The organism is Streptococcus sp. Marseille-Q6504 (assembly GCF_965111625.1).
The window spans coordinates 167683-191365 of sequence record NZ_CBCOON010000001.1 but is presented as its reverse complement, the minus strand read 5'-3'; the positions used below and the strand labels follow the sequence as shown (position 1 = coordinate 191365).

Annotated in this window: 19 protein-coding genes, 1 tRNA gene and 1 other annotated feature; of the genes, 3 read left to right on the top strand and 17 right to left on the bottom strand. The window is 39.3% G+C overall.

Annotation, left to right across the window (positions count from 1 at the left end):
• Nucleotides 1–77: 77 nt before the first annotated feature.
• Nucleotides 78–2414, bottom strand: a complete 2337-nt coding sequence (locus ACWPUA_RS00935) for a cation-translocating P-type ATPase (protein WP_454378605.1) — start codon at nucleotides 2412–2414, stop codon at nucleotides 78–80.
• Between the two features lie 132 nt (nucleotides 2415–2546).
• On the opposite strand from ACWPUA_RS00935, the gene ACWPUA_RS00930 reads away from it, so the two are divergent.
• Nucleotides 2547–3296, top strand: coding sequence for a lysophospholipid acyltransferase family protein (locus tag ACWPUA_RS00930; protein ID WP_454378603.1), 750 nt, complete (start codon nucleotides 2547–2549; stop codon nucleotides 3294–3296).
• 105 nt (nucleotides 3297–3401) lie between these two features.
• Nucleotides 3402–3474, top strand: a tRNA-Thr gene (locus tag ACWPUA_RS00925).
• Between the two features lie 309 nt (nucleotides 3475–3783).
• Here ACWPUA_RS00925 and pyk read toward each other — a convergent pair.
• The 15 genes from pyk to ACWPUA_RS00850 form a co-directional block, all read right to left on the bottom strand.
• On the bottom strand, nucleotides 3784–5289 hold the full coding sequence (gene pyk, locus ACWPUA_RS00920; protein WP_454378601.1) for a pyruvate kinase: 1506 nt from the start codon (nucleotides 5287–5289) through the stop codon (nucleotides 3784–3786).
• A 65-nt stretch (nucleotides 5290–5354) separates the two neighbouring features.
• Nucleotides 5355–6362, bottom strand: a complete 1008-nt coding sequence (gene pfkA, locus ACWPUA_RS00915) for a 6-phosphofructokinase (RefSeq protein ID WP_004253883.1) — start codon at nucleotides 6360–6362, stop codon at nucleotides 5355–5357.
• A gap of 80 nt (nucleotides 6363–6442) precedes the next feature.
• The gene (locus ACWPUA_RS00910) at nucleotides 6443–9544 is read right to left on the bottom strand and encodes a DNA polymerase III subunit alpha (protein ID WP_036757702.1); all 3102 of its coding nucleotides are present in this window, start codon (nucleotides 9542–9544) and stop codon (nucleotides 6443–6445) included.
• A 157-nt stretch (nucleotides 9545–9701) separates the two neighbouring features.
• A complete protein-coding gene (locus ACWPUA_RS00905) occupies nucleotides 9702–10136 on the bottom strand; it encodes a hypothetical protein (RefSeq protein ID WP_006152527.1) in 435 nt (144 codons plus the stop codon).
• A gap of 209 nt (nucleotides 10137–10345) precedes the next feature.
• A complete protein-coding gene (gloA, locus tag ACWPUA_RS00900) occupies nucleotides 10346–10726 on the bottom strand; it encodes a lactoylglutathione lyase (protein WP_414286505.1) in 381 nt (126 codons plus the stop codon).
• Between the two features lie 56 nt (nucleotides 10727–10782).
• Nucleotides 10783–11142, bottom strand: a complete 360-nt coding sequence (gene rplT / locus ACWPUA_RS00895) for a 50S ribosomal protein L20 (RefSeq protein ID WP_000124834.1) — start codon at nucleotides 11140–11142, stop codon at nucleotides 10783–10785.
• Nucleotides 11143–11191: 49 nt separating this feature from the next.
• Nucleotides 11192–11392, bottom strand: coding sequence for a 50S ribosomal protein L35 (gene rpmI / locus ACWPUA_RS00890; protein ID WP_001125942.1), 201 nt, complete (start codon nucleotides 11390–11392; stop codon nucleotides 11192–11194).
• Nucleotides 11393–11425: 33 nt separating this feature from the next.
• Complete coding sequence (gene infC, locus ACWPUA_RS00885) at nucleotides 11426–11956, bottom strand: translation initiation factor IF-3 (RefSeq protein ID WP_004253871.1); 531 nt, start codon at nucleotides 11954–11956, stop codon at nucleotides 11426–11428.
• A 15-nt stretch (nucleotides 11957–11971) separates the two neighbouring features.
• Nucleotides 11972–12102, bottom strand: a sequence feature (ribosomal protein L20 leader region).
• A gap of 87 nt (nucleotides 12103–12189) precedes the next feature.
• Nucleotides 12190–13584 carry a peptidoglycan-N-acetylglucosamine deacetylase PgdA gene (pgdA, locus tag ACWPUA_RS00880; protein WP_454378589.1) on the bottom strand — a complete coding sequence of 465 codons (1395 nt, stop codon included), beginning with the start codon at nucleotides 13582–13584 and terminating at the stop codon, nucleotides 12190–12192.
• Nucleotides 13585–13699: 115 nt separating this feature from the next.
• The gene (gene ezrA / locus ACWPUA_RS00875) at nucleotides 13700–15427 is read right to left on the bottom strand and encodes a septation ring formation regulator EzrA (RefSeq protein ID WP_036757696.1); all 1728 of its coding nucleotides are present in this window, start codon (nucleotides 15425–15427) and stop codon (nucleotides 13700–13702) included.
• Nucleotides 15428–15507: 80 nt separating this feature from the next.
• Nucleotides 15508–17454, bottom strand: coding sequence for a DNA topoisomerase (ATP-hydrolyzing) subunit B (gene gyrB / locus ACWPUA_RS00870; RefSeq protein ID WP_006152509.1), 1947 nt, complete (start codon nucleotides 17452–17454; stop codon nucleotides 15508–15510).
• A gap of 14 nt (nucleotides 17455–17468) precedes the next feature.
• A complete protein-coding gene (locus tag ACWPUA_RS00865; RefSeq protein ID WP_025170368.1) occupies nucleotides 17469–18032 on the bottom strand; it encodes an HAD family hydrolase in 564 nt (187 codons plus the stop codon).
• Nucleotides 18033–18142: 110 nt separating this feature from the next.
• Entirely contained in the window at nucleotides 18143–18691 is a 549-nt protein-coding gene (locus ACWPUA_RS00860; RefSeq protein WP_414271485.1) for a DJ-1 family glyoxalase III, read from the bottom strand.
• Nucleotides 18692–18701: 10 nt separating this feature from the next.
• A complete protein-coding gene (locus ACWPUA_RS00855; protein ID WP_414271484.1) occupies nucleotides 18702–19925 on the bottom strand; it encodes an FtsW/RodA/SpoVE family cell cycle protein in 1224 nt (407 codons plus the stop codon).
• Nucleotides 19926–19961: 36 nt separating this feature from the next.
• Nucleotides 19962–22409 (bottom strand): bifunctional DnaQ family exonuclease/ATP-dependent helicase, encoded by a 2448-nt coding sequence (locus ACWPUA_RS00850; protein WP_454378585.1) that lies wholly within the window; start codon nucleotides 22407–22409, stop codon nucleotides 19962–19964.
• A 121-nt stretch (nucleotides 22410–22530) separates the two neighbouring features.
• Here ACWPUA_RS00850 and ACWPUA_RS00845 point away from each other — a divergent pair, with 121 nt between their 5' ends.
• Nucleotides 22531–22716: a hypothetical protein gene (locus tag ACWPUA_RS00845; protein WP_454378583.1), complete on the top strand. Its 186-nt coding sequence runs from the start codon at nucleotides 22531–22533 to the stop codon at nucleotides 22714–22716.
• A 23-nt stretch (nucleotides 22717–22739) separates the two neighbouring features.
• On the opposite strand, the gene ACWPUA_RS00840 is transcribed toward ACWPUA_RS00845, so the two are convergent.
• Complete coding sequence (locus tag ACWPUA_RS00840; RefSeq protein ID WP_454378581.1) at nucleotides 22740–23588, bottom strand: NAD(P)H-hydrate dehydratase; 849 nt, start codon at nucleotides 23586–23588, stop codon at nucleotides 22740–22742.
• Nucleotides 23589–23683 lie beyond the last annotated feature (95 nt).

The window sequence follows — 23683 nt, the reverse complement described above, 5'->3', positions numbered from 1 at the left end:
TTTCCCTTTATTATACCATATTTTATCTGGCAATCCTGCACCTAAAAAAGACCGCAATCATGGATTGCAGTCTTTCTTTATCTTTTAACTTGATAACGACTTGTCAGTATGAAAATCACAATAAAGACGAGCATCATAATGCCATAGATAGGCAATGTTTGACCTGTAAGTGTTGAAATTTCAAGCAATTTTTGGATTCTTGGGAATAGAGCTGTTCCAAGGAAACCTCCAACTGACCAAATAATCAATAGCACACGCCACAAGCTAAATGGCAAGCAAGCTCTAACGACAGACATGAAACCAATCGATGCCAATAGATAATACAAAAGTGTCGAAATTTCAATGTCGGTCCAGCCTTGACTGGTTCCAAAAATTTTAACAAAGAGAACACTAAAAACTACCATCAAGGCACTTGGTAAAGCTCGAAGCATGGATTTTCTGAGGAAGTTTTGTTCCACAGGTTTGATATTTCGTTCAAAAGTTAATACAAACGGTGGGAATCCTTCTACAAACTGGTCAATCATAGTTATCTGAATCGGAATGAATGGGAAAATCAAAATCCATTCAGTACGTCCCAACAAAGCACTGGCAATACAGATAACTGCTAGCAAGAAGGAATAGATTGTCTTAATCAAGAAAATCGGAGCAATGTGGGCAATATTGTTGACCACACGACGACCTTCGAAGAGAATCTCAGGAACATCATTGAAATCTGAATTCAAGAGGACCAGATTTGCAATCTGACGAGTTGCTGGGTCTCCTTCAGCCATCACGATAGAACAGTCTGCCTCACGGAGAGCTAGGATATCATTGACACCATCCCCTGTCATTGCTGTAGTATGTCCTTCTTTTTTCAGAGTTTGGATGATCAGTTTCTTTTGATGAGGTGAAACACGTCCGAAAATGGCTGTTTCCTCAGCCATGGCTATCAATTCTTCATCATTAATTTTCGAACAATCTACATAGCTCTGATAGTCTGCAAAACCTGCTTTTTGAGCAATACTTGAAACAGTGACTGGATTATCACCAGAGATAATTTTCAATCCCACTTCCTGAGAACGAAGATAGTCTAGCGTCTCAGCAGCCCCTTCTCGAATCGGATCTAGAATCTCAAGTAAAGCCAAAGCCTGAATATCAGATGGCTTTTGTGGCTTGTGGTGGTCAAGTTTTTCTTGACTGAGCGCTAACACCAAGACACGAGATCCTCGTTCAAGAGCTTCTCTAGCTTCAGGAACTTCAGCATCCAACAACATCTCCGGTGCGCCTAGGAAAACAGTTCCTAGACCTTCCAACTCCATTGCTCCCCATTTTCGATCACTTGAAAATGGAAGGCTAGAAATCATCGGATAAGCTACCTCTCCCGCAAAACGCTTTCGAATAGCTTGAGCTGTTGGATTTTTATCCTCACTGTGTGCCATATAACTAGTTAGTATTTTGGCAATGGCATCTTTGTCGTAAGCTTGAGTAAGAGGAAGGACCGTCTCAACCTGCATCTTCCCTTGGGTGATGGTCCCTGTCTTATCCAAGCAGAGCATATCCACACGCGCCAAGGTCTCAACAGAATACATCTCCTGCACCAAAACCTTTTTAAGTCCTAATTTTATCACTGCGGTCAAAAGCGAAGTTATAGTAAGTAACGCGATACCTTTAGGCAACATTCCTAAAAGAGCTGTAGATGAATTGACTACAGAAGACTTCAGTGGCAGACCTTTTAAGACCAAGGCTTCAAGCAAGAGAGCAATACCGAAAGGAATGATAATTTTCCCAGTAAAGCCGGCTAACTGGTCTAGCGATTTCATGATACGAGAGTTTATTGGCTTGACTGTCTTAGCTTCAAGCATGAGTTTAGCAGCATAGTTATCCGCCCCAACATGATGTACCTGAGCAAAGACAGAGCCACTTGCAAGAAAGCTACCCGACAACATTAAGTCTTCTACTTCTTTTTGCACCAAGTCGCTCTCACCCGTTAACATGGCTTCGTTGACTTCTGCAAAACCTTCTAATACAATGGCATCACTTGGAATCTGATCTCCTGCTGACAAGCGAATCACGTCATCCAAAACAAGCTCCTCAGGATCCAGAGCTATCTCTTGTCCATCACGAATTGTCGTAATTTTTTCTTTATTCAAGAGATTGAGTTTATCAACCATATGTTTGGCACGTAGCTCGGTTACAATCCCAGAAAATGCATTAAAGCAGATAACCGCAAAGAAAACTAGGTTGCTCCAGGCTTGAACAAAGGCGAGAGCTAGGGCAATGGCAAAGTTTAAAGCATTGAATAAAGTAAAGACATTTCTCTTCACAATCTGCCATGTACTAGTACTAGCTGAAGCTTGGAAATCATTGACCTGTCCCTGTTTTTGACGTTCTTTGACTTCTGATTGGCTTAATCCCATAATTTTATTTTTATCCATAAATTCTATCATATCATTTTTTTTTGAATATTTCTAATTTCATATAAAAAGCTGTTCAGCCTATACAAAAAAACATTTGCCTGTACTAGTATGATAAGGTATAATAAAAGAAAGAAAACTGAAGGAGACATCATGTTTTACACTTATCTGCGTGGGCTGGTTATGTTGATTCTATGGTCAATCAATGGAAACGCTCACTTTCACAATACTGAAAAAATTCCAAGTTTAGATGAAAACTATATCCTTGTTGCGCCACACCGTACCTGGTGGGATCCAGTCTATATGGCTTTTGCAACAAAACCAAAGCAATTTGTCTTTATGGCAAAAAAAGAACTCTTTTCAAATCGCATCTTTGGTTGGTGGATTCGCATGTGTGGTGCTTTCCCTATCGACCGTGATAACCCAGGTTCTTCTGCTATCAAATATCCAATTAATGTTCTTAAAAAGAGCAATCGTTCACTGATTATGTTTCCAAGTGGTAGTCGTCATTCCAATGATGTTAAGGGTGGTGTAGCCCTCATCGCAAAGATGGCTAAGGTTCGTATTATGCCTGTTACCTATACTGGTCCTATGACTCTAAAAGGGCTTGTCAGCCGTGAACGTATTGATATGAACTTCGGAAATCCGATTGATATCTCAGATATTAAAAAGATGAATGATGAGGGAATTGAGATAGTTGCAGACCGCATCCAATCTGAATTTCAACGACTGGATGAGGAAACAAAACAGTGGCACAACAATAAAAAACCAAATCCACTGTGGTGGCTCATCCGTATCCCTGCCTTGATTCTAGCAATTATAATCGGAATTCTGACAATCCTCTTTACCTTTGTTGCAAGTTTTGTTTGGAACCCAGATAAAAAGAGAGAGAAATTACAATAGTCTAATTTTCACAGCCCAAGTTTATTACTTGGGCTTTTCCAATGAGTTAGCATACTAATTAGCATATTGACAAAAGCTTAAATCTATAGTATACTTTCAAAGTAAGCTGATTTAGCTCAGTAGGCAGAGCGCATCCATGGTAAGGATGAGGTCGCCGGTTCGATCCCGGCAATTAGCATCAATTCATTAGTTCCTTTTTTAGGGACTGTTTTTTTCTTGACAAAGTATTGGCTCTATAGTAAAATAAAATCTGCGATGAGTCGATATGTAGCGAAAGCTACAATTGCGCAAAGGAGGTCATAACGCAGGAGCGGACCTTGAGAAATTGTGTGAACCAGTTTCTCACATGGAGATGCCTCTCACACTCTCTGGTTTTTCCAGAGAGTTTTTTCTTTTCTTAAACGAATCGGGTTCTGGACCTTATGAAACAAAAAAAGACCTATCATACAAGCTGTAAAGCCTGATATGATAGGTTTTTAATGTTAGATTAACGTACTGTACGGATACGCATTGTGTTTGTACGAACTGCTTCACCAAGTGGCACACCTGCAACGATAACGATATCGTCACCAGATTCTACAAGACCTGCTTCAACTGCTTTACGTTCAGCGATTTCGAACATATCATCAGTTGATGATGGAGCTTCAGTTAACATTGGGATAACACCCCAGTTTAACATCAATCCACGCTCTGTCAATTCGTCGAATGTCAATGCCAAGATATCAGCATTTGGACGGTATTTAGAAATCAAACGAGCTGTGTGACCAGTCTTAGTAAGGGTAACAACCAATTTGATATTCATTGAGTTAGTAGCATCTTTAACAGCTGAAGCCATAACTTCTGTCTTAGAGTTACGTTCGAAAGTATCTGAGTTCAAACGTCCGTATTCGTTAAGAAGAGTTTGAGCGTTCTTGTCAATTGTAGCCATTGTTGTTACTGACTCAAGTGGGTATTTACCGTTTGCAGACTCACCTGAAAGCATTGTAGCGTCAGTTCCGTCGATAACAGCGTTAAATACGTCTGATACTTCTGAACGAGTTGCACGTGGTTTTTCAGTCATTGTTTCAAGCATGTTTGTTGCTGTGATAACAACTTTACCTGCTGCGTTCACTTTAGTGATGATCATTTTTTGGTAAACTGGAACCATTTCGAATGGTACTTCGATACCCATGTCACCACGAGCGATCATGATACCGTCAGCAGCTTCAATGATTTCGTCCAAGTTATCGATACCTTGTTGGTTTTCGATCTTGGCGAACAATTGAACGTGACCGTTACCAGTTTCTTCACAGATAGCACGAACTTCGTCAACGTCTTTTGCAGTACGTACAAATGAAATCGCGATGAAGTTAATACCTTGTTCCAAACCGAAACGGATATCAGCGTTATCGCGCTCAGCAAGTGCTGGGAAAGGAATTTTAGTGTTTGGGATGTTTACACCTTTCTGCTTAGCAATGATACCGTCATTTTCAACGACTACTTCAAATTCACGAGTTGCATCGTCTTTTGCGAAAACACGAAGACCCAATTTACCATCGTCAACCAAAACTTGGTGACCAACTTCAACGTCATCATAGATGTCAAGCGCACCTGCAACGTTCAAAGCAATCACTTCACGAGTTGATTTGATACCTTGTTTAGTTGCAACACGGATTTTTTCACCAGTTTTGTATGAGTACTCTTTAGCTTCACCTTCGAACAATTCAGTACGGATTTCTGGTCCTTTAGTATCAAGAAGGAAACCAACTTTTTTACCTGCAAGTTTTTCTGCAAGTTTAACAGTTGCCATACGTTCACCTTGTTCTTGGTGGTCACCGTGTGAGAAGTTAAAACGGAAAGTGTTAGCTCCTGCTTCAATCAATTTAGCAATGTTTTTAGCTGAAGCTTCAACGTCAAGTTTTTCACCCCAGTATCCGTCATCACCAAATTTTTTACCACCACGGATTTCTACCGCAGGACCTAAGGTTGCAACGATTTTTACACGTTTGTTCATGATTTTGTGACTCCTTTATATAATTCGACCTTTTATGGTCATTTTACCAGATTAGTTAAAGTTGATTATGACAAGCTCTTGTTCAAGTCAGAAAGTTCAAGGTCAGCTTTGTGAGGGTTATTGACAACAATCTTACCATCAGCTGTTAAGCTAAACAAAGCTCCCTCTTCTGCTGTTCCAAGAATTGGATTTTCAACCATTTTCTCGTTACGAATACCGACAGCGACACCACCGATTCCTTGTTTAAGGAGTTTAACAGCGTGTGCACCCATACGTGACGCCAATACACGGTCACGAGCTGTTGGTGAACCACCACGTTGGATGTGACCAAGTTCAGTTACACGAAGGTCGCTTGTATCGCCAGCTTCTTTTAGTTTTTGACCAAATTCAGCTGCTGACATGACACCTTCTGCTAAAACGATAATGTTGTGTTTTTTACCGTGTTCATATCCAGCTTTGATGCTTGCTACGATATCTTCAAATTTGAAGCCTTCTTCAGGGATGATGATTTCGTCAGCACCTGTTGCAATACCTGCCCAAAGAGCGATATCACCTGCGTTACGTCCCATTACTTCAACAACGAAAGTACGACGGTGACTTGATGATGTATCACGAATCTTATCGATTGCATCCATTGCAGTTGTTACTGCAGTGTCAAATCCGATTGTAAAGTCAGTACCTACGATATCGTTATCGATTGTTCCAGGAAGTCCAATAGCAGGGAATCCATGTTCAGTCAGGCGCATAGCTCCATGATAAGAACCGTCACCACCGATAACCACGACACCTTCGATACCGTGTTTTTTCAATTGCTCAATCCCTTTAAGTTGACCTTCGAGTTTTGCAAACTCAGGGTAACGGGCTGAGTGAAGGAAAGTACCACCACGTGAAATGATGTCTCCTACTGAAGCAGCATCAAGTGGATAAATTTCACCAGCAACCATACCAGCGTATCCATCATAGATACCAAAAACTTCCATTCCTTCTGAGATTGCTTGACGAACAACTGCACGAATGGCAGCATTCATACCAGGGGCGTCTCCACCACTAGTCAAAACAGCAATACGTTTCATTTGGTTTTGCTCCTTTTTCTTTAACATTCTAACTGATTATACCATATTTAAAATTAAAATTCTTTTATTTTCATTGATTTTTAACGATAAATCGTTTTCATGACAATCTGTTTTAAAGATTCTTGTAAGCCAGCGTCTTTTGCAACTAAATAACCAGGCAAAAGAATATTTTTTTGTTCATTTTCATAACGAATGACAACAGGAATTTGTCCCTTGTACTGATCTAAAATATGATAAATTTCAGAATCGTGGTCATGATTGGGAACTTGAATCCAAAAACGCTCACTCACTGCCTCTTTTAAATTATTTAAAACTAATTGAAGACGACCATCTCTGGCTTGTACTTTTCCATTCAGGTAATAGAAACTTCCTTCGTGCAAAAGATTTTTAAATTTGCGGTATTGTTCAGAAAAAACAGTGACCTCCAGACTTGTTTTACTATCAGTAACTTTCAAAAAGGCCATGTTTTCACCTTTTTTAGTTCGAATCACTCGGATAGACTGAATTTCAACGAGCACTGTAGCTGTCTGTCCCTCGGAAAGCTCAGATAAACTCACAATTGGATACAAAGGATTCTTCGCTAAAACCAGCAATGGGTGTTGGCTAATTCCAACACCTAACCAATCCTGCTCTTTTTGGAATTTTTCAATATTTGAAAAGTCCTCTGTATCTGTCCAACTATAGCTAGAATCTGCAAAGAGGCTACCTAATTCTTCTACAAAGATAAAGAGAGTTGGTAGATTGGTTAATATTTTTTGACGATTTTTATCAAATCCATCAAAAAGACCTACTTCCACTAAAGGGGTTAAGAGGCTAATCTTTTGATAATTTTTGGGTAATCGTGTGATAAAATCTTCAACACTGCTAAATGGACGATGCTCGATAATCCAGTAGGCAAAATCACGAGGCATTCCCTTGATAGTCTTGAGTCCTAAATGAATTGTCTTATCAGCTAACTTATCTTGATATGGAACCGTATTGATAGAAAGTGGAGCTAATTCAAAGCCCATTTCAAGCGCATCTAGAATATAATCTCCGCTAGCATAATTGAGCATGACCTGATAGAAGATTGCTGGAAAATGTGTTTTAAAGTAGGCAAGCTGAAAAGCTAAGGCAGCATATGCATAAGCGTGCGAACGGTTAAAACCATAACCGGCAAATTTTTCCATTACAGCAAAAACTTCTTGAGCCTGTTTTTGTCCATGCCCTTTTTCGAGGGCCCCTTGGATAAAACTCTCCTCCATTCGATGCATCTCAGCCGCATTCTTTTTCCCCATAGCACGACGCAAGATATCGGCTTTTCCAAGACTGAAACCTGCATAGCGTTGAGCTACTTGCATCACCTGCTCTTGGTAAAGCATAATACCATAAGTCGGAGCTAGGATATCTTCTAGCACAGGGTCTAGAACCGTAACCTTTTCTTTACCATGTTTTCTGGCAACAAAGTTATCGATATAGTCGCTCGCACCTGGTCGGTTCAAGGAAGTCGTCGCCACTACTTCTTCAAAATTTTGTGGTTTCACTCGTTTCAATAAGCGTATGGCTCCAGGTTGTTCAAACTGAAAGATTCCCTTGGTCTTACCTGCAGCAAAGAGGGCTAAGGTTGCCTTATCTTCAAGATCAATATCCTCAATTCTTAGTGAAATACCTTGAGTTTCATATAAGAGCTCCTGCATTTTTTGAGCAAAGGTTAAGTTTCGTAGGCCCAAGAAATCCATCTTGAGCAGGCCATTTCCTTCAACTCCATGCGCATCATATTGGGTAATGAGCATATCCTCTCCATACTTGAGAGGAATGTAGTCTGTTAGATTTTTGTCACTGATAACGACACCAGCTGCATGAATGGAAGTCTGTCGTGGATAACCTTCTATCTTTTTAGCAATAGAGAAGGCCTTTTGGTACTCAATCTTACTTTGAATGAGTTGTCTAAAACCTAGATTGCCTTCATAGGCTGTCGTTAGAGTATCTTTAGAACCAATTTTTTTTGTAATAGTCGTCAATTCATATTCAGGGACACCATAACGTTTGAAGATATCTCGGATGGCCTGCTTGGCTCCAAAGGTCGAGTAAGTGACAATCTGAGCAGCATGAATACTACCATAACGGTCACGAACATAGCGAATAAACTCAGGGCGATAGATATCTGGGATATCAATATCAATATCTGGCATGGTGTAACGTTCACGATTCAAGAAACGCTCAAAGATAAGATTTTTAGCAACAGGATCAATTCCAGTAATATCTAAAGCGTAGGCCACTAAACTTCCAACTGCGGATCCGCGTCCCATTCCCATATAATAACCTTGGGAACGACCAAAACGTAAGAGGTCCCAGACAACCAAGAAATAGTCATCGAATCCCATATCATGAATCACAGACAGTTCTTCTTCTAAACGTTCCTGATAGACTGAATCTAGTAAACCTTTCTCTTCCAAGCCCTTGATAGCTCTTTCCCGAAGTTCCTCAACAGCAGGTCTTTCTGGATTGAAACGTGGAAGCTTGAGACTACTATCAATCTCGTAGGAGGTATCCTTGATTAATCTTGCAAGATTATCCAGTGCGATTGGGAACTTCTCTAGAAAAACCTGTTCAAGACGTTCAGCAGGCAAAAACAAGCCTTGTTGAGATTGGACATCAACCTCTCGTAAGGTCACATTTTCCTTGATCGCCTTGAGCATTTGAAGAGTCTCTAAATCCTCAGGTTCAAAAGAGTTAACACGATAAAGAGGGAGAATTGGTTGAGAAAAATTGGATTGAGGTGTATCTGGATACACTCCGATATAGTAGTCATGCCCTAAATCTAAACCAGCAATTTCAGGATAATAGGGAACAATAACACAAATATCCTCTAGGTAAGAAGAAAAATCAGTCCATTCTTTTTTACCTGTCATCTTTAGAGACGACAACTTCATCAGGTTTTGATAACCTCGGTTTGACAGGGCTAAAAAACGTAGATTTATCCATTCATCTTTATGATGAACTGTCATCTCAAGGCCTAATAAAGGCTGAATTCCTTGTTTTTGGCATTCTTTGATAAAATAATAGGCTCCATAGAGATTATCTTCATCCATGATTCCAAGTGATGAATAGCCATATTCTTTTCCAAGGCTGACATATCTCTTGATTGAAACCATACTCTCCATGAAACTATAGACAGTTTTCGTATCCAGTTGGGCAATCATTCTTTCTCACCTCCCTTTTTCTTTTTCTATTATACCATTTTAAAAAATAGAAACACAATTTCTTTCTAATCATGAAACTAAAAAACCACAGCCTTAAAGGCTATGGTTTTATGATATGAAATAAGTTCGAAGAAGAGTTGCGCCTAGCTTTTTTAACTTAGTTACTTGTATCTTTCGTTAAAAATATCCCGATTAGAACTAGGACTAGTGAGAGATAGGGAAAAACCCTAAACATCTGCCAATCCGGGTCGAATGCTAAAAGTCCGGAAAGTAAATAAAATCCTGCACTCGCATACAAGAACTTTCTATTTACTTTCTTGATTCCTATCCTAGTTAAAAAAGTTGCTATAGCGTAAGCAATTAAATTAGGACCTAGAAAAATCAAGAATACAATTCCCCATGGAGCAGTAAATAAAGCAAGAGTTATAAATAGAAGAATATAGGTAAGTGCCAAATAAAATGAGAAAGATAGAAGAGCCGAAGGTTTCTTGACTGCTTTTGGACCATTCTTCATAGCTTCCACCGAATTATTTTCTACAATTAGTTTATCTTCTTCTTTGTTAAGCTCTACATTTAGATTTTGATCTGACATTTTTTTCTCCCACTAATTTGTTAAGTTATTTTTATTATATCCCAATTTGTCACATTAAGCTAGATAGAAAAAGCCATCTATGTTAGTCTCAGATAAACGCACACATTTGTCTGAAAGAAACTAACATAAATGACCTACACCACTCCCTATCAAGTTTTTCTGAGTCAGGTGAGATTGTCTAACTCAATTTGACAAATGAGGAGTTTTTATTATTTTTCACGAATCACTTCTACCTTGTATCCATCTGGATCTTTAACAAAGTAATAGTTTGGTTGAGTTCCTGGAAGTCCATTTGGATTTGTCACTTCGTAACCCTTGTCGCTATGTTCTTTATGAAGAGCCTCAAGGTCAGGTGTGTTTAGAGCGATGTGCGCAAAACCGTCACCTACAACATAAGGTCCATGATCGTAGTTGTAAGTCAACTCCAATTCATAATCATCGCCATCAAGACCTAGATAAACAATGGTAAAAGCGTGTTCTGGGAAGTCCAGACGACGCAATTCCTTAAATCCAAAAGCATCTTGATAAAAAGCAATTGATTTTTCAAGATTCTCTACCCGCAAGCAAGTGTGTAACATTTTTGAAGCCATTTTTTCTCCTTTGTTTAAAAAAGACTGGGACAAATTTGCACCAGTCTTCTGAATAATTATTTACCAAGTTTTGCTTTAGCTGCATCTGCAAGAGCTGTGAAAGCTGCTGCATCGTTAACAGCCAAGTCAGCAAGCATTTTACGGTTTACTTCGATCTCAGCCAATTTCAAACCATGCATCAATTGTGAGTATGAAAGTCCGTTCATACGAGCTGCCGCATTGATACGTGTGATCCACAATTTGCGGAAGTCACGTTTCTTTTGACGACGGTCACGGTATGCATAGTAGTAAGAGTTCATTACTTGTTCTTTTGCAGTACGGAACAAGATGTGTTTAGCTCCATAGTAACCTTTTGCTAATTTTAAAATACGTTTACGACGTTTGCGTGATACAACGCCACCTTTAACACGTGCCATTTATATTTCCTCCAATATTTCCTAGAATTGTTAACTTACAAATACGCGATTATTTCAAGCGAGTAAGCATTGCTTTGATACGTTTGAAATCTCCTGAATGCACCATAGATGCTTTACGAAGATGACGACGTTGTTTCTTAGTTTTTCCGTGGAAACGGTGAGAAGTGTAAGCACGGAAACGTTTAAGTCCACCAGAACCTGTACGTTTGAAACGTTTAGCTGATGCGCGGTGTGTTTTTTGTTTTGGCATGATATTTTCTCCTTTTTTTAACTTTCTGACAGATTATTTCTTGTCAGTTGCTGGGGCCAACTGCATGAACATTTGACGACCATCCATTTTAGCACGTTGTTCGATGATAGCAATATCTTGAGTTGCTTCAGCGAAATCGGCTAAAACTTTTGCTCCAATCTCTTTATGGGTAATCATACGACCCTTAAAGCGAATGGAAACCTTCACTTTGTTCCCTTTTTCAAGGAACTTGCGAGCACTGCGAAGTTTCGTATCGAAATCACCCTTATCAATAACTGGGCTCAATCGAACTTCTTTCACGGTCACAACGCTTTGTTTTTTGCGTTGCTCTTTTTGTTTCTTCTGGTACTCAAATTTGAACTTACCATAGTCCATAATTTTCGCAACAGGAGGTTTAGCTTGAGGTTGAATGAGAACCAAGTCCACATTAGCGTCGTCCGCAAGTGCTTGCGCTTCACCAAGTGGTTTGATACCCAATTGTTCGCCCTCAAGACCGATTAAGCGAACTTCACGTACACGAATTTCATCATTGATGAATAAGTCTTGCTTTGCTATGGTTTTCACCTCTTTTTTTATTTTAGAGAAAAACAAGAGCGGACTTGCTAACGCAAATCCGCTCTACATGATTATAGTTCATTTCTGAAACTTGATCTGTAGGGGCCAGACAACGTTAGTCGCAAGGCGAGAAGTTCTCACTTCTGCTTTTCTCATCTTGTATATGATATCAAGTTTTTCCCTACTTGTCAAGATAAAAATAATCTTTTTTAATTTTTTCTAATATTTGAATTTAATTTCAACTATTGGTTACGAGAATAGTATATCTCATGTGGTTTCACATGATTCCCTAGTAACTCAGAGACTGTAACAAAGCTATACCCTTGTCCCTGCAAATATTCAATAACCTTTGGTAGTGAATTTACTGACGTCTGGTGAATATCATGCATCAATATAATAGAACCATCAGTCGTCTGACGTTGAATTTCTGTTAGAATGGCTGCTTCGTTTTTACTCTTCCAGTCTAAGCTATCGACATCCCACATAATAAAGCTCAAATCAAGACTATTACGGATATCATCTGAGATGGCACCATATGGTGGGCGCATCAATTTTGAACTCTTTCCGAGAACACTAGTGATTGCTGATTCTGTATCCGTAATTTGTTTCTTAGCATCTTCTAATGAGAGTTGTGTTAAAACTGGATGGTTCCAACTATGATTTCCGACTTCATGCCCCTCAGCCTGCATACGTTTGAGGATAGCTTCATTACCTGCAATATTTTTCCCTTGGACAAAGAAGGTTGCTTTGATTTTGTACTTAGCTAAGATATCCAAGGCTTGTGGTGTTGTATTACCATCAGGACCATCATCAAAGGTAAGAGCTACCACTTTTTTATGTTTTTCCGCTTGAACTTTTTTATAAAGTTCAGCATCTTTTTCTGTTAGATAGGATGTTTGAATATAATCAAAGAAATCTGAAATAGGCATTGCTATTTCTTCTACATTAGTCATTGCTTTGACTGGATATAGAACCAATTGACTATCTTTGTAAGCAAACTTCCAGCTTGACAATTCTGCAGCTGAGAAATCAGCTAAAACTTGGTCAACAACTGATTGATCTACTTTTTTATCTTGGAGAGTTGACTTAACTCCCTCAAGGACTTTTTCTTTGGCTGTGGATGGGTCTGTAAAGAATTGATCCAAGGTAAAGATAGAGCCATCCTCTTTCAGATACAGCTGGTCTAAAGTAGTATTTTCTAATTCAACGACATTAGAATTTGCCAAGTCATAGGCCTGTTTTTTAATCAAACGATTTTCAACCCCAGTTAAAGAGGAATCCCCTTTTTCTGAGTAATAAAAAAACAACTGTTCTTTACCTTCTACTTTGTCAGTGATGTCTTTTACGATGATATCTTTGACAGAGGAAATAAGGCTGTCTCCAACTAGTGGATAATAGGTGATAATTTCAGATTTCTCTTTGCGGAAATGCTCTTTTTGACTTCCTTGGGAGTAGGCGTCATCTTTTTCCTTCTTGAGGTTCTCAATCTTCTGTTCAAAGGCTTGCTTGTTCAACACTTTATAGGTAATCACACAACCGAGTGCTACCATTGTTAGAAATAAAAGCAAGACAAGAGTGCCAAGCTTTTTATTATTTTTATTCTTTACTTTATTCTGGGGTAATCTCTTTTTTGTCATAGTCTTATCATATCAAATATGAGCTATAATTTCAATGAAAACATGGCACAAAAAGATTTAAAATAGGTAAAGAAAAGTAAAAGAACCCTAGAAAAATCTAGGATTCTTTTATAAATTAGAAACGAATACTTTCTCTTGTTTTTTCATAAGAAGTAACGAAGCGATTGGTAACACCAGGCTCAGCAACTTCTAATGCTTGAGAGATTTTTTCGAAAGATGCTTGATAATCAAATGTTGTTTCAAAGATATTCAAAGCTTCTTGGAAAGCTTGTTGAATACGATCATCAAATGATCTGTAACGGTTCGAATATTGAAGCAATTGTTCTGTCAATGTTGCATTTTGAACGATACTGTATGTTTCTTCTTCTAACATATTCATATCATTTGTCGCAATCTCAAGGATGCGATTCACAGATTCGATATTCACTTGCGCTTGTTCCAGCTCAGCCATCAAGTCTTCTGTACTGTGACTTGCATCAAAGAAGAGCTTCAAGAATTTTTGTGGAATTCCTGGAAGATTTCTCTTCTCCATGTAGCGTTTAATCGTATGGAGACGGTTGACATATACATTTGCTTTTTGACGAGCATTGATGTCATCTTTTTCAATTTTAACGAGACGTTCACTAACACCGATTTGGTCATCTTCAATATCTTTTAATGTAGATTGGAGATTTTCCAAACGTTCTTGTAAGACAGAATATGCTTCTGAAACTTCTGACTCTGCATGAGTCATTTCTTCAATAGTAGCATTCAAGGCTGAGATATCAGCTTGAAGACGACGAACTCGATTCACATCGCTTTCTGAAATCAAATAGGTTTTCCCAAGACGTTCGATATCTTTAACTAGTACCTGATTGTTTTCTTTCAAGTGTTTAAGATAGGTAGGAAGGGTAGTTACCAATTTCTCAAAAGCTTTATGGGCTGCAATTTCACGAGTGAAAATATCATAAAGTGCATTGATTTCTTCTTGGATTTGAGTGTTTTCATACTCTGCATTATCCAACTCCAATGTACGGATATTTTCGTGATTATTCTTCAAGGCTTCATAAAGAAGTTGAAGACGAGATTCGATATCAGTTTCTACAAAATGGTAGTTTTCATCTAAAAGCTTGCGATAACCTGCTTCTAAATCTTCAAGTTGTTCTGGCAATTCAGTAGTAAGCTTAGTGACAATCGCTGGAATTCTTTCAACGATATGTGTCAAAGCTAAAATATGATTTTCAGCGTTATCTAAAATGCCTGCTGCTTCAACCGGATCCCCTGATGAATTCAAAGTTACAAATTGAGAAAACTCAGATTGGATGTTCTCCAATTGTTTTTCAATTTCTGGAAGAGCTTGACCATATTTATCAGGATCTTCAGCTACAGTGTTTTGTAGTTTCTCAAATAAATCTAGGGCATGCAGAACACGTCCACTATTTTTTGACTCTTGTTTTTCCAACTCAGACAAGGCATTACGAATTGCTGCAATATCTTCTTCAACAAGTTGGATTTGACTTTCAATTTGATCAATCTGGTGCTTAGCTTTCAAAAAACGGAATGAGTTATTGTATCCTTCAGCTTCAAAGAGGTTATTCTCGATATCTGCAAAAGAGTTCAGAGACAAATCTACCCATTTTTGATTCCATTCTCTAAAAGCAACCTGACTTTGACCAATCAGATGCATGTTTTTTACAACCTCTACCTCATCATTAACAGGAAGGTTATATAGTTCTTCTTTTTTTTCTTCTAAAGCTACAAGTCTACTCTCATTTCGTTTACGTAGCAAAATTGCTACTGCAAAAGCAATAAGAAGCAGGACTGCAATTCCAATCAAAGTAATAATCAACTGATTATTTGACATATCAAACTCCTTTTATACATGACACAATTGTAATGATTATATCATATTTTTCAAACCTTGGGAACTATTTCCCAATATTTTTATACGTCAAGAGTACTGTAAACAGCGTTTTCTTCGATAAATTCTCGACGTGGTTCTACTCGATCACCCATGAGCATATCAAAAATCTTATCTGCTTCTGCAGCGTCATCTACTGATACACGAGCCATGAGACGATGTTCAGGATTCATAGTAGTTTCCCAAAGTTGGTGGTCATCCATCTCTCCAAGACCTTTATAACGTTGAATGGTTGGTTTAGAACGACCTTCGCTATAGCGAGCTAGGGCTTCTTGTAGGCGGATTTCTTGGTCTGCTCCAGGTTGAATATACTCTTTAATCTCACTACCAACTTTGACACCGTAAATTGGTGGTTGAGCGATATAAACATAACCAGCCTCTAGAACAGGTTTCATATAACGATAAATCAGAGTTAACAAGAGAGTACGAATATGGGCGCCATCGACATCAGCATCTGTCATGATAACCAGTTTTTGATAGCGAGCTTTGCTAACATCGAACTCAGCGCCAAATCCTGTTCCCATAGCTGTGAAAAGACTGCGAATCTCCTCATTAGCAAGGATTTTATCCATAGTTGCCTTTTCAACGTTAAGGATTTTACCACGAATTGGTAAGATGGCTTGGAACTCACGATTACGTCCTGATTTTGCAGAACCTCCTGCAGAGTCTCCTTCGACGATGAAAAGTTCAGTTTCAGCTGGATTGTTTGATGAACAGTCCGCTAATTTTCCTGGAAGATTTGAAATTTCTAAACCAGATTTCTTACGTGTAACTTCACGCGCACGCTTGGCAGCAACACGCGCTTTGGCAGCCAAAATCCCTTTTTCAACGATTCGCTTAGCAATCTGTGGATTTTCCAAAAGGAAGTCAGAAAATGCATCGCTGAAGAGGCGATTGGTAATCTTCACAACTTCACTATTTCCAAGTTTGGTCTTAGTTTGTCCTTCAAACTGAGGGTTTGGATGCTTCACAGAGATAACGGCTGTCAATCCTTCACGGACATCCTCACCTGTTAGGTTATCTTCGTTATCTTTTAGAAGTTTGTTTTTACGAGCATAGTCATTAATAACACGAGTTAATGCTGTACGGAAACCTTGTTCGTGTGTCCCACCTTCATGGGTATGAATATTGTTAGCGAAACTCATGACATTTTCATGGTAACCCGTTGTATACTGCATAGCAACTTCTACTGTAATGTCATCCATTTCACCATCTGTGTAGATTGGGTTTTCAAAAATAACATCCTTGTTTTCATTGATGTACTCAACGTAGCTCGCAATCCCACCTTCGTAGTGATAATGTTTGGTTTGTTCAAGCCCTTCACGTTTATCCGTGATGGAGATTTGAAGACCGCGATTCAAAAAGGCTAACTCTTGAATCCGTTTATTTAATTTATCAAAGTCAAATGTCGTTGTTTCTGTAAAAATTTCTGGGTCTGGAGTAAAGTGAACGATTGTTCCTGTTTTATCCGTATCCCCGATCACCTCAAGGTCTGCAACAACATGTCCACGACGGTATTCTTGGTAGTGAATCTTTCCATTTTTATGAACGCGAACATCCAACTGAGTAGAAAGAGCATTTACAACCGATGACCCTACACCATGGAGTCCACCAGATACCTTGTATCCGCCACCGCCGAATTTACCTCCGGCGTGAAGAACAGTAAAGACTGTTTCAACGGCAGGACGTCCTGTTTTTTCTTGGATATCAACTGGAATTCCACGACCATCGTCAATAACTGTAATCGAATCATCTGGCTCAATAAAAACTTCGATATGACTAGCGAATCCAGCCAAGGCTTCGTCGATAGAGTTATCTACGATTTCCCATACTAGGTGGTGAAGACCTTCTTTGGCAGTTGAACCAATATACATCCCTGGACGCATACGAACAGCTTCCAGACCTTCCAAAACTTGAATTTGACTGGCATCATAATCTTGTGCCTGTTGGTTTTTAATATCTTCTGTCATTTTTCCCCTTTTTCTTACATGTCTATTGCTTGTTTTAAGGACACAACATCCTCAAAGAGATAGGCATCTAAGCCTGCAGCATGTCCTGCTTCTACATCAATGGCACGGTCACCAATGACTAGACCTGACGTTATATGATACTTATCACGTAAATAAATCATCGATTCAGGATCAGGCTTGCGTTTAAAACCTGAACTAGCCGTCACTACTTCTGTAAAGTAAAGAGCTATCTCAGTTTTCGCTAAAATCTCCAATACTTGATCGTTTCGATGAGAAACCAAGAAGTTACGGCCACCTTGGTCCGAAATATTTTCTAAAAGAGTAGGAATCCCATCAAACAAAACTGGATGTTCAAGCTCTCGGGCTTCATTTTCCTTATATTTTTCAAGAAAGTTTTCAATAGCTGGAGCATACTTTTCGATGGCAAAGGCAGTCGAAACCTTCAAAGCCTCGTAAACACTATCGTGTTCCTGCTCAATCCCGAACTCTGCTAATGTTTCTACAAAAGCTGCTGTAGAAGTTTCATAATTATCAAGCAGGGTTCCACCTAAATCCCAGATGTAATCGTGATATTTCATACCCTTCATTATACCATTTTTTATAAAAAAAAGCGATGTTTACCTTGGTTTTTGCCATTAAAAAGGAGAAGAATCTTCTCCATCAAGAAAGATTCTCCTCCGTTTCTTTATTATTTCCCAAACACATCTGTGTAGAGCATGCCATTTCTTAGAGACTCAGCATCTCCGCCGAGTATTTCAACCAAGTGGTAAGCAAAGGCTAAAGCTGTTGCTGGCCCACGGCTAGTGATAACATTCCCATCCACTACGACTGTTTCTTTATGGTAGTGACCGTCAGCAATTTGTTCTTGGACTCCATCATAGCAGGTGAAGTTTCTTCCTTCTAGGAGGCCAGCTCGATTCAAAGCAATCGGAGCAGCACAGATGGCTGCTACTTTTTTACCGGTTTCCTCAAATCTTTGAAGCTCAGAGATCAATTGTTCATTGTCCCGCAAGTGGGCAGCACCAGGCATACCTCCTGGAAGAACAATCATGTCATACTCTGATAAATTACCATCAAACACTCGATCAGCTTGAACTTGAATAGCATGTGAACCTGTCACTTTATCTTCAAATCCTACCATATGGCAGGTGATATTTGCGCGGCGCAAGACGTCGACGACCGTCAAGGCTTCAATTTCTTCAAAACCATTTGCTAGGATAACTGCAACTTTAGGCATAGCGACCTCCTTATTTCACTTTTTTCAACACAACTTTTTTACGTTTGAATCTTGTTCGACCACTCTTTTCATCAGCCAAATGGGTTTGGTAGCTCATCGATAACAGCAAACCGACACCAATTAGATTACTGATAATAGCGGATCCTCCTTGGGAAATAAATGGCAAAGGAATCCCTGTCAGAGGAAGAAGGCCAGTAACCGCACCAATATTTTCAAAGATATGGAACAAGAGCATCATGATAAATCCAGTTGAGATATAGGTATAAAATTGATTATTGGATTTTAGGGTAATCTTTAGCATGCGATAGATGAGCAGTAGATAGAGTGCAACCACTACAACTGAACCAATAAATCCAAAATCTTCCGCAATTACTGTGAAAATCATGTCACTCTCGCGGACTGGAATAAGGAGATTAGACACATTAAAGCCTTGCCCAAAAATTCCACCGCTACCAATCGCGATTTGACCCTGAGCCTGTTGATAGGTAGTCGTCTGGGCGTAATCAAAGGGATTGAGCCAAGCTAGGATACGATTTATCTGATAAGTTGGCATCCCAATCTGATGCATAAAGGCACGCCCGTCTTTTGTGATAAAGATTGCTAGGAATCCTGCAATCGCCGATACAACTGCTACAAAAATTGGAATAATAATCTTCCAAGAAACACCAGACAATAAGACAAGTCCTGCAAAGATTGCAACAAAAACCATAGCTGTTCCAAGGTCACTTTGCAAGGCTAGTAAAACCATAACTGGCATTGTGAATATAATCATCCACAAAATCAATAGAAAATCTAAACCAATCGTTCGTTCTTTGTCTTTATGTTTCTTGGTAAAGGTTACGATAACGTATGCCAGCATCAAAATATAGGATATCTTCATGAATTCGGAGGGTTGAAAGAGTGTATAACCACCGATTGACACCCAGTTTTTCGCACCAGTTGCAGCTACTAAACTCGGGTTGTAGAAGACTAAAGGCAAGACCATCAAGGCTAGACCGAGTCCATATAAATAAGGTGTGGACTGCCAGAGAAATTTTGTGTTAAAAAACATGACTATGAAGCTAAAAACAATTCCTAGCGATATCCAAGCCAGTTGTTGTCCAAGTATGGGCCAAATATTGTTTGGGTAGTCATGACTAACTGCTATATAAATAGCTACGACTCCAATCACCAACAAACAAAATACTGGTAATATTAAACTATAATCGACCCTAGAGTCGAGAGAACGTTTCATAAAAGGCCTCCTTCATTCTTTCAGGTATTCATTTCATTATTTATTTAAAAATTCTTGAACATTGATATAAATTTGCTCTCGGCTAATGACTCTAACACGATTGCTTCGAGACAAAGACTTGCAGATTTGCTTACCATAACGTTTACTTGCCATGCGGCTATCTAGAATCAAAACTGCAGAGCGTTGGCCCACTCGACGCATGGTTCTTCCAATTGCTTGCTTGAGGCGAATAATGGCCATAGGAAGCTGATAATCGTAAAAAGGATTTTTCCCTTCAAGACGGAGCTCTTGGTTCATCTTTTTAGTAAAAGGATCTTCTGGATTTTGGAAAGGTAGACGAGTCACCACTTCAATAACCCGCGGATGTCTTGAAAAATCGACACCTTCCCAAAAACTTCCCGCACCAAGCAAAAGCTCACGTTCTCCCCTTTCAAAGCGTTTTTTCAATTGGGCAGGTTCTCCGTGCTTGTACTGGGCCAGATGGGGAACCCTCAAAGCATCTGAAACTTGCAACAATAAATCTTTTGCAGTAAATAAAACTAGAATGGGTTCTTCAAGCTGGAATAATTCTTCTAGAACTTCTCCAATTGCTTGTGCATATTCCTCAGATGAAGTTTCTGTCACCAACGGAAAATCATTCACCACCAAGATTTCCTGATTTTCCTGAAACTGTTCGTCCATGCAGTAAAAGGCCGCTTGAGGAAAACCTAACAATTCTGGTAAAGAAACCCTACTACTAATTTCAAGGGTTGCAGAGATTCCTAAAAGTTGACAGGATTCTGGGAAAATCTGAGAAAAGAGCAAACGATGATTGCGACTAGAAGTGATTTCAACCTTCTTACTAGACACATCTGAAGTCGATAACCAAAATTCTCCCTCAGATGTAAAAAATCTCTGATAGTCTTTAAATTCTGATAAATTCAACTCAGAAAAATCTTGGCGGAGCTTGTCAATGCTACTAGCTGGACACATCTTCCGTTTACCAGATAGAAACTGACCGAGTAGGTAAGAAACTTCAAAACGAATACTTTCTAGCAAGCGTCTTTGAAGCATACCTTCTTCCCTCAATAGAGCTTGATCTAGTTGCTCCACCAAATCTGTTAGCAAATAAGATTTTCGAGAAAGATTTTCCAATGTCAACAAGATTTTCTGGGCTTCATCTAAAATCAAGAGACGCCCTTCTAAGAGACTAGGATCATCTTCAAGTCGAGTAACGAGGTAAGCATGATTGGTCACAAGCAACTTGCAAGAACGAGCCTTGTCCTGACCTCGTTTCCAAAAATCCTCTAGCCAAAAGAGAGAGTCTTTGTGAAGGTTGCCATCATGAACCAAGTTCGGTAAAAACTGCTGGTAGCGATATAGCTGACCAATCTCGTCTAAATCTCCTGTATCTGTCTCTGTCAACCAAACTAGAAGTTGCATCTTGAAACGAGTATACAAACGATTGGACTCTTCTTCCTCTAGCGCTGCATGAAAGGCATCTAGCTTCAAGTAATTCTGAGGACCTTTAAGACTATGAATAGAGATATGGAAAATCTCTTCTAGTTTTTTAGCCTCCTCTTGCATCACCTGATTTTGAAGGATTTTAGTCGGAACACTGAGTAGGATTCCCTCTTCATTCTCAAGTGACAAGGCCGGTAGCAGGTAACCATAGGTTTTCCCAATTCCTGTTTGAGCCTGAATAAAGGAATTGGCTTCCCCTTGTAAAAACTCTTGAACCTTTTGGGCAAATTCTTCTTGTTGACTTCTCTCTTCCAAACCTAGCAAGGCAATATTAGTTTGGAAATCTTTTGAGAGTTTGCGTGGAGAAAGGACAGGCTTCTCTTTTCTTAAGAATAAGCCCTGCACTTCTACCAAATCATGCTCAACGAGGAGAGACTGTTTCTGATATACTTCCTCGATGACTAGGTAAGATTCATAGAGTAAGCTGTCTGATAAACTCAATAAGCGCTCCAACAACCCTTTTGGCAGTCCAAACATCTTTTGTCTCATACAAAGAAAGAGTTCTGCTGTTGCTTGGGCATCAGATAGGGCTGAATGGGCTTGCTCTAAGGGGATTCCCAACTCTTGGCAAAGAATACCAAGATTATACTTCTCAAGCTGAGGATAAAATACTTGAGCTAATTCAACCGTATCGATACGAGGCGTGCGCAATTCATAACCTTCAAAAAAGAGAAATTCTGCCAATAAATTGGCATCAAACTGAACGTTGTGCGCAACAAAAATACCGTCTTTGACCAGTTCAAAAATCTTTCCAGCCACCTGAGAAAACTCTGGAGCCTTTGCCAAACGTTTATCAGTCAAACCCGTTAATTCTTTGATATGAGAATCCAAGTGTTCATGAGGGTTGACATCAGTCGCATACTGCTCAACAATCTCACCATCTTCAATGACTACAATTCCCACTTGGATGATTTTTGCCTTGCTTCCGGTACTTGTAGCTTCTAAATCTACAACCACATACCGATTATTTCTAAAATTCATCACTAAAAATTATATCAAAATTTGCACCATTTGACACCCCTGAACTTTATTTGAAGAGTCAAGTTTCTTGCAAGATTCGAAAAAAAATGATTGAATTAAATTGTAGAAAAGGAGGGAACTCATGAACCCATTAGATTTGTTTAATCAATTAAAAGAACTCGTTGAGAACAAAGATTTTTCTGCAGCAAAAACATTTGTTGAAGAAAACAAGGATCAACTCGGTGAGTACCTTAGCCAAGCTCAAGCTTTGGTTTCAGGTTCAGAAGGACTTGACGGTCTTGTAGATAAGGTCAAAGGCCTCTTCTAATAGTCAAAAGACACCTATTATTTTCAGGTGTCTTTTTGTATTTTTTTCATGAATGCAGGAATCTGTTGACTAATCGTGGTTGGTAGAACTACAAAGTTGTCCTCAGCTAATTCTTGAGCAATTGCTGAGTGCAGATATGTTGCTACAGTGACCCTGTCATAGAGGCTAACTTGAGGAAATTGACCAGCAAAGCCAGCAATCATCCCAGCCAAGGTATCTCCCATGCCCCCAGTTGCCTGATAGGGACCTCCTACACTTAGCTGATAAAAATCTGCATGCCCGGCCTGCCAAATTCGAGTATCAGGACCTTTTTGAACTAGAATCGTTCCTGAAGAAAATCTCTTCAAAGTCTCTCCTGTTTCCTCAGTTCCTTGGGAATCCAAATCTAAGCCCGACAAGACTTGCCATTCCCTTTGGTGTGGAGTTAAAACAAGCTGAGCCTTAGGAAATTTCATTCCCGTCTTAGCAAAAATGGATAGGGCGCCACCATCCAGTATGAGGGTCTGGTCTTGATTTGAATGATGAAAGACTGTTTGGAGAAGCTCTTCTCCACGCTCATCATCCACTAGTCCAGGTCCGACCAAGACAACACTTGCTTTCTGTAACTGTTGCTCAAGTAATTGCTTATCATCAAGGTCAAAAGCCATAGCCTCCGGCAGATGGCTATGCAGAGCTGGAATATTCTCTTTATCCGTTGCTACTGTCACCAATCCTGCGCCACTTCTAACAGAAGCTAAGGCAGCCATAATAATCGCTCCCCTATAGGGATAAGTCCCTCCAATCAAGAGAAGACGGCCGTAGTCTCCCTTATGACTAGAACGAGGACGCTCGATGATCACTTTTTTCAGTAGAGCTTGATTAATGACTTTCATAAGCTACTCCTTCATGCTTGTTCTTACTTTCATTATACACCTCACTACCCAATTAATAAAGGAGAAGACTATGTAGTCTTCTCCTTTTTTTATAA

Excerpts from the sequence above, each read along its gene's own strand:
- ACWPUA_RS00935 (WP_454378605.1), bottom strand. The coding sequence starts at position 2,414 with ATGGATAAAAATAAAATTATGGGATTAAGCCAATCAGAAGTCAAAGAA.
- ACWPUA_RS00930 (WP_454378603.1), top strand. The coding sequence starts at position 2,547 with ATGTTTTACACTTATCTGCGTGGGCTGGTTATGTTGATTCTATGGTCA.
- pyk (WP_454378601.1), bottom strand. The coding sequence starts at position 5,289 with ATGAACAAACGTGTAAAAATCGTTGCAACCTTAGGTCCTGCGGTAGAA.
- pfkA (WP_004253883.1), bottom strand. The coding sequence starts at position 6,362 with ATGAAACGTATTGCTGTTTTGACTAGTGGTGGAGACGCCCCTGGTATG.
- ACWPUA_RS00910 (WP_036757702.1), bottom strand. The coding sequence starts at position 9,544 with ATGATTGCCCAACTGGATACGAAAACTGTCTATAGTTTCATGGAGAGT.
- ACWPUA_RS00905 (WP_006152527.1), bottom strand. The coding sequence starts at position 10,136 with ATGTCAGATCAAAATCTAAATGTAGAGCTTAACAAAGAAGAAGATAAA.
- gloA (WP_414286505.1), bottom strand. The coding sequence starts at position 10,726 with ATGGCTTCAAAAATGTTACACACTTGCTTGCGGGTAGAGAATCTTGAA.
- rplT (WP_000124834.1), bottom strand. The coding sequence starts at position 11,142 with ATGGCACGTGTTAAAGGTGGCGTTGTATCACGCAAACGTCGTAAACGT.
- rpmI (WP_001125942.1), bottom strand. The coding sequence starts at position 11,392 with ATGCCAAAACAAAAAACACACCGCGCATCAGCTAAACGTTTCAAACGT.
- pgdA (WP_454378589.1), bottom strand. The coding sequence starts at position 13,584 with ATGACAAAAAAGAGATTACCCCAGAATAAAGTAAAGAATAAAAATAAT.
- ezrA (WP_036757696.1), bottom strand. The coding sequence starts at position 15,427 with ATGTCAAATAATCAGTTGATTATTACTTTGATTGGAATTGCAGTCCTG.
- gyrB (WP_006152509.1), bottom strand. The coding sequence starts at position 17,454 with ATGACAGAAGATATTAAAAACCAACAGGCACAAGATTATGATGCCAGT.
- ACWPUA_RS00865 (WP_025170368.1), bottom strand. The coding sequence starts at position 18,032 with ATGAAATATCACGATTACATCTGGGATTTAGGTGGAACCCTGCTTGAT.
- ACWPUA_RS00860 (WP_414271485.1), bottom strand. The coding sequence starts at position 18,691 with ATGCCTAAAGTTGCAGTTATCCTAGCAAATGGTTTTGAAGAAATTGAA.
- ACWPUA_RS00855 (WP_414271484.1), bottom strand. The coding sequence starts at position 19,925 with ATGAAACGTTCTCTCGACTCTAGGGTCGATTATAGTTTAATATTACCA.
- ACWPUA_RS00850 (WP_454378585.1), bottom strand. The coding sequence starts at position 22,409 with ATGAATTTTAGAAATAATCGGTATGTGGTTGTAGATTTAGAAGCTACA.
- ACWPUA_RS00845 (WP_454378583.1), top strand. The coding sequence starts at position 22,531 with ATGAACCCATTAGATTTGTTTAATCAATTAAAAGAACTCGTTGAGAAC.
- ACWPUA_RS00840 (WP_454378581.1), bottom strand. The coding sequence starts at position 23,588 with ATGAAAGTCATTAATCAAGCTCTACTGAAAAAAGTGATCATCGAGCGT.